The sequence below is a fragment of the Thiorhodococcus mannitoliphagus genome (genome assembly GCF_010915725.1).
GTDB lineage: Bacteria > Pseudomonadota > Gammaproteobacteria > Chromatiales > Chromatiaceae > Thiorhodococcus > Thiorhodococcus mannitoliphagus.
Map to the genome: position 1 here is coordinate 1 of NZ_JAAIJR010000250.1, position 3388 is coordinate 3388.

The following is a 3388-nucleotide window of genomic DNA, read 5'->3' on the forward strand; positions in this document are numbered from 1 at the left end:
GCCAGCTCGGGACTTTTCTTTGCGTCTCACCCAAAATAGGTCGCGACGCTCTCCCTAAATCAGCGCGGGACGTAACACGCTTGGACTCGCGCCTCTGTGGTCTGGCCTGCCGACTGACGTCGCGGGGCTGGAATAGCGCTACGCCTGACCCAATCCAGTCGACAGCAAAGTTTCGGTTTTCCACGGAGCACAGGGTCGATTGTCGGCTGCGATGACGACTGGCTGTCTCCAATATGCTCAATGTCGGAGGAGACGTCCTATGAGTCAGCTAACTCAAGAAACTTGTGAAGCCTGTCGTGCGGATGCGCCCAAGGTGACGGATGAGGAGCTGAAGACCTTGATCCGGGACATTCCGGATTGGTCGATCGAGGTGCGGGATGGCGTGATGCAGCTGGAGAAACACTTTGCCTTTCCGGACTTCGTCCAGGCACTCGCCTTCACCAACAAGGTCGGTGAGATCGCAGAGGCCGAGGGCCATCACCCCAAGCTGGTGACGGAATGGGGCAGCGTGATCGTCACCTGGTGGTCGCACAAGATCCGCGGCCTGCACCGCAACGACTTCATCATGGCGGCCAAGACGGACAAGCTTCTCTAGCATCCGCAAAGACGGCGTCCAACCGCATCTACCCACCCGTGCTCGCGGCCGGGTTGGGTCCAGGATCAAGTCAAGCACCAGTATTAGGGGCGGATGGGTTTCACGGTCTATTGGGCACTCGTATCGGATATCAGTGTCGTGCCGTGGCCGCTCAACCCACCCTCTGCTCTTGCTGACCGGAACTGGGGTTCACTGGCGACAGTCATGAAGTTGGACGCTCGCCTCATCAAATTGAAAAGCGGTCGTCACTGAAACTGGTCGGCGTCTGCCACGAAACTGTACACCCTGAGTTTCGCAGCACCGATTACGGACTCGAGGTACTTCTGACTCTGTCAGGAAACTGGTCGGCGAAGTCAGAAGATTGGTCACAGCCTCCATAAGATTGGGCAGCGGCGTCACCAAACTGATCGCGCTCGTCACGGAACTGGACGCCACCCGACTGACCGTCGTGCCCCATTAGCGGAAACTCACCGTCTTCGCCCCACTGACGGTTGTCGACGACCTGCAGACGCTCGCTTCGCCGCAACAAGCGTCCGCTGCAAGGTGCATGACGGTCACAATCGGCTGTCCCAGCGCAGCAACAAAATACGCTGAGAGACTGCTTGGAGGCATCCATCCGGGTGAATGCTTCGCCCTGAATCACGTTCTCGGAATTCGCTGCCAATGGCGGAGTGGTGACGACGTTAGCGGTACATGCCTCGCGTCAGAACCACTGAAACTCTGCCGTTAAGCTGTTTCGCACGGACGACGGCGGTTCAGAGGCTGATGCAAAACTTCACGTATGCGATATGCAAAGCAACCATCGCGCCAGCTGTCACGTAGAGACCGCCGATCAGTGCGAGTCCAAGGATGCCGGTTGCGAGGAGCTGGCTACGAAAGGGCAGCAGTATCAGAGCCAGTAGGCCAGGGAGCGCGGCGATTCCCAGCAGTCCATCGGCACCCAGGAGCTGATACCACTGCGTCAACAAAGGGAAAAAGGCTTCGCTCCAGTGCAGACGCAGATGATTGAAGGTCACCTCTAACATCGTCCTCGTCAGCACGGCTATGGGTAGGAGGACGGACAGCCACAAGAGGCAAAGCATCCAATAAGCGCGGCTCCATGCAACGCGCGACTTCGACCCAGGTGTTGAGATGGTTTGCATTGACGATGCGTCAACCCCGAAGCGCCTCGCGGTCTTTCGATCCGCGCGTCGACTCTAGGCGTCTGCAGCCATGGCGATCTACTTTAGGGCCGGCTTTCCCGCGAGCGCAGCCCAAAGACGCTCCAGCGCCCAAATTCCCATCATGAGCGTAAGCGCGCCATATCCCAGCTGCGCGTACCAGGTGTCTGAACTCGCCGTCACGAGTCCGGCTGCAGCTGCGAATCCCCCCAAGAGGAAACTGACGATAAGATTCTTGACCCTGTCGAAGATGCCGCCCTTGCCGCTGAGGCCGATGAACATCAAGACGCCGAAGACAATGATGGCGACGCCAATTTCGACATAGCTGGGAATCTCGTCTGAAATCCCATAGTTGCCGGAAAAGACGAGGCAACCGAATCCGATCATTCCAACAGCGGTGAATCGCGCGGCGAGGTGCGTCCAGGCATTCCAAGCCCTGCAGGCATCTTCAATATTGTGATGGACCGACATGACTAGCAGCCTCCACACACTGGCGCTGGCGCACGCCGACGCTTTAGGCAACTTAAACAGGTTCGTCTCGTTGCGTCAACGCGTGAGGCTGGGATTGCTCGGTGCCGCGCCGTGGCTCCGTGGTCGGCACGGCGCCTCTTCCGGCCATTCCGGCTCGCTAGAAGCTGTTCTGAGTTGTCCGCTCGTCCCTGTTTCACCCTGGGGGAGAAAGATGATCATTCTTTGACCCAAAGGTTAGCTTGGACGACACTTGCACATACCCAAGAAGCCACGCTCATCTTGTACCTTGAGGGCACACGTATGAAAGTTGCACTTTTGGTCGCACTGCTCGTTGCAGCGGCGCATGCCGTGGCGCAGAACGCCGATCCCGAATGGGTGCTGGCCGGCGAGACTCGTAAGCCTTATCTCAGCTGCAACCAACCGAAGGACAACGGGTATCAACTGAACTGGACAAGGCCCGTGGTCGATGGAAGTGGCTCGCAGGGCATCGGAAGCGAAGGCGAGATCGACGGCCGTGTCCTCTATGAAGGGAATGAGTCCATGTCTGTGGTCGAGTGGACGAAACCGATTCACGATCGCCGCATCGGCAAGCTGGTGATGCATCTGTCGGCGAGTGACATGCGCAGGCGCTCCACGCTTCGCGTCCAAACATCGATCAGCAACGGTGGTTCACAGTACGGCGGGGTGTACTCCGTCTATGCGTCTCCGCCCTCTTCGTCGGCGTCCGGTCCAGCAGGTACGCTGATCAGCTCCGTCGTCAACGTGGATCGCTATCAGGACTTCGATCTCAAGGTTTCCATTACCAACGGTGGAAACTGCTACGAGGAGCCGGTGATCTATCACTTCCGTCGCGTTCGCTGAGATCGGCGCTGCCGCCCCGGAAGAAGTGGGGCGGCATACTCTGGGTTCGCACGACTTCTCCCCTTGTCTCGCGTTCGTGGTCGTGCGTCGAGGTCATCCTGCACGCGATGCCGCATCGGGATTGACCATCAAATCGGCACCGTATTGAGACTTCCTGGGTTTCTGGTCATCCTAGTGCAACAGAGTGGAAATCCCGAGACTGTTTAATCATTTATGCCGCGAGTGGCTTTCCCTCATAGGTCCAGCGGAAGGGCTTGGCCAACGTGCGATTGAAGAAGTCGATGAAATCGCTAATGCGTTT

At 58.1% G+C, this 3388-nt stretch carries 4 protein-coding genes; 2 read left to right on the top strand and 2 right to left on the bottom strand.

What is annotated here, in order from left to right:
• Positions 1-259: 259 nt before the first annotated feature.
• A complete protein-coding gene (locus G3480_RS25580; protein WP_164657032.1) occupies positions 260-595 on the top strand; it encodes a 4a-hydroxytetrahydrobiopterin dehydratase in 336 nt (111 codons plus the stop codon).
• A gap of 755 nt (positions 596-1350) precedes the next feature.
• Here the strand turns inward: G3480_RS25580 and G3480_RS25585 are convergent.
• Complete coding sequence (locus tag G3480_RS25585; protein WP_164657033.1) at positions 1351-1620, bottom strand: hypothetical protein; 270 nt, start codon at positions 1618-1620, stop codon at positions 1351-1353.
• A 195-nt stretch (positions 1621-1815) separates the two neighbouring features.
• Positions 1816-2226 (bottom strand): hypothetical protein, encoded by a 411-nt coding sequence (locus G3480_RS25590; protein WP_164657034.1) that lies wholly within the window; start codon positions 2224-2226, stop codon positions 1816-1818.
• A gap of 300 nt (positions 2227-2526) precedes the next feature.
• Here G3480_RS25590 and G3480_RS25595 point away from each other — a divergent pair, with 300 nt between their 5' ends.
• Positions 2527-3087 (top strand): hypothetical protein, encoded by a 561-nt coding sequence (locus G3480_RS25595; protein ID WP_164657035.1) that lies wholly within the window; start codon positions 2527-2529, stop codon positions 3085-3087.
• Positions 3088-3388: the final 301 nt, after the last annotated feature.

Bases quoted from the DNA above. Each gene is read 5' to 3' on its own strand.
- G3480_RS25580 (WP_164657032.1), top strand. From the start codon at position 260: ATGAGTCAGCTAACTCAAGAAACTTGTGAAGCCTGTCGTGCGGATGCG.
- G3480_RS25585 (WP_164657033.1), bottom strand. From the start codon at position 1,620: ATGTTAGAGGTGACCTTCAATCATCTGCGTCTGCACTGGAGCGAAGCC.
- G3480_RS25590 (WP_164657034.1), bottom strand. From the start codon at position 2,226: ATGTCGGTCCATCACAATATTGAAGATGCCTGCAGGGCTTGGAATGCC.
- G3480_RS25595 (WP_164657035.1), top strand. From the start codon at position 2,527: ATGAAAGTTGCACTTTTGGTCGCACTGCTCGTTGCAGCGGCGCATGCC.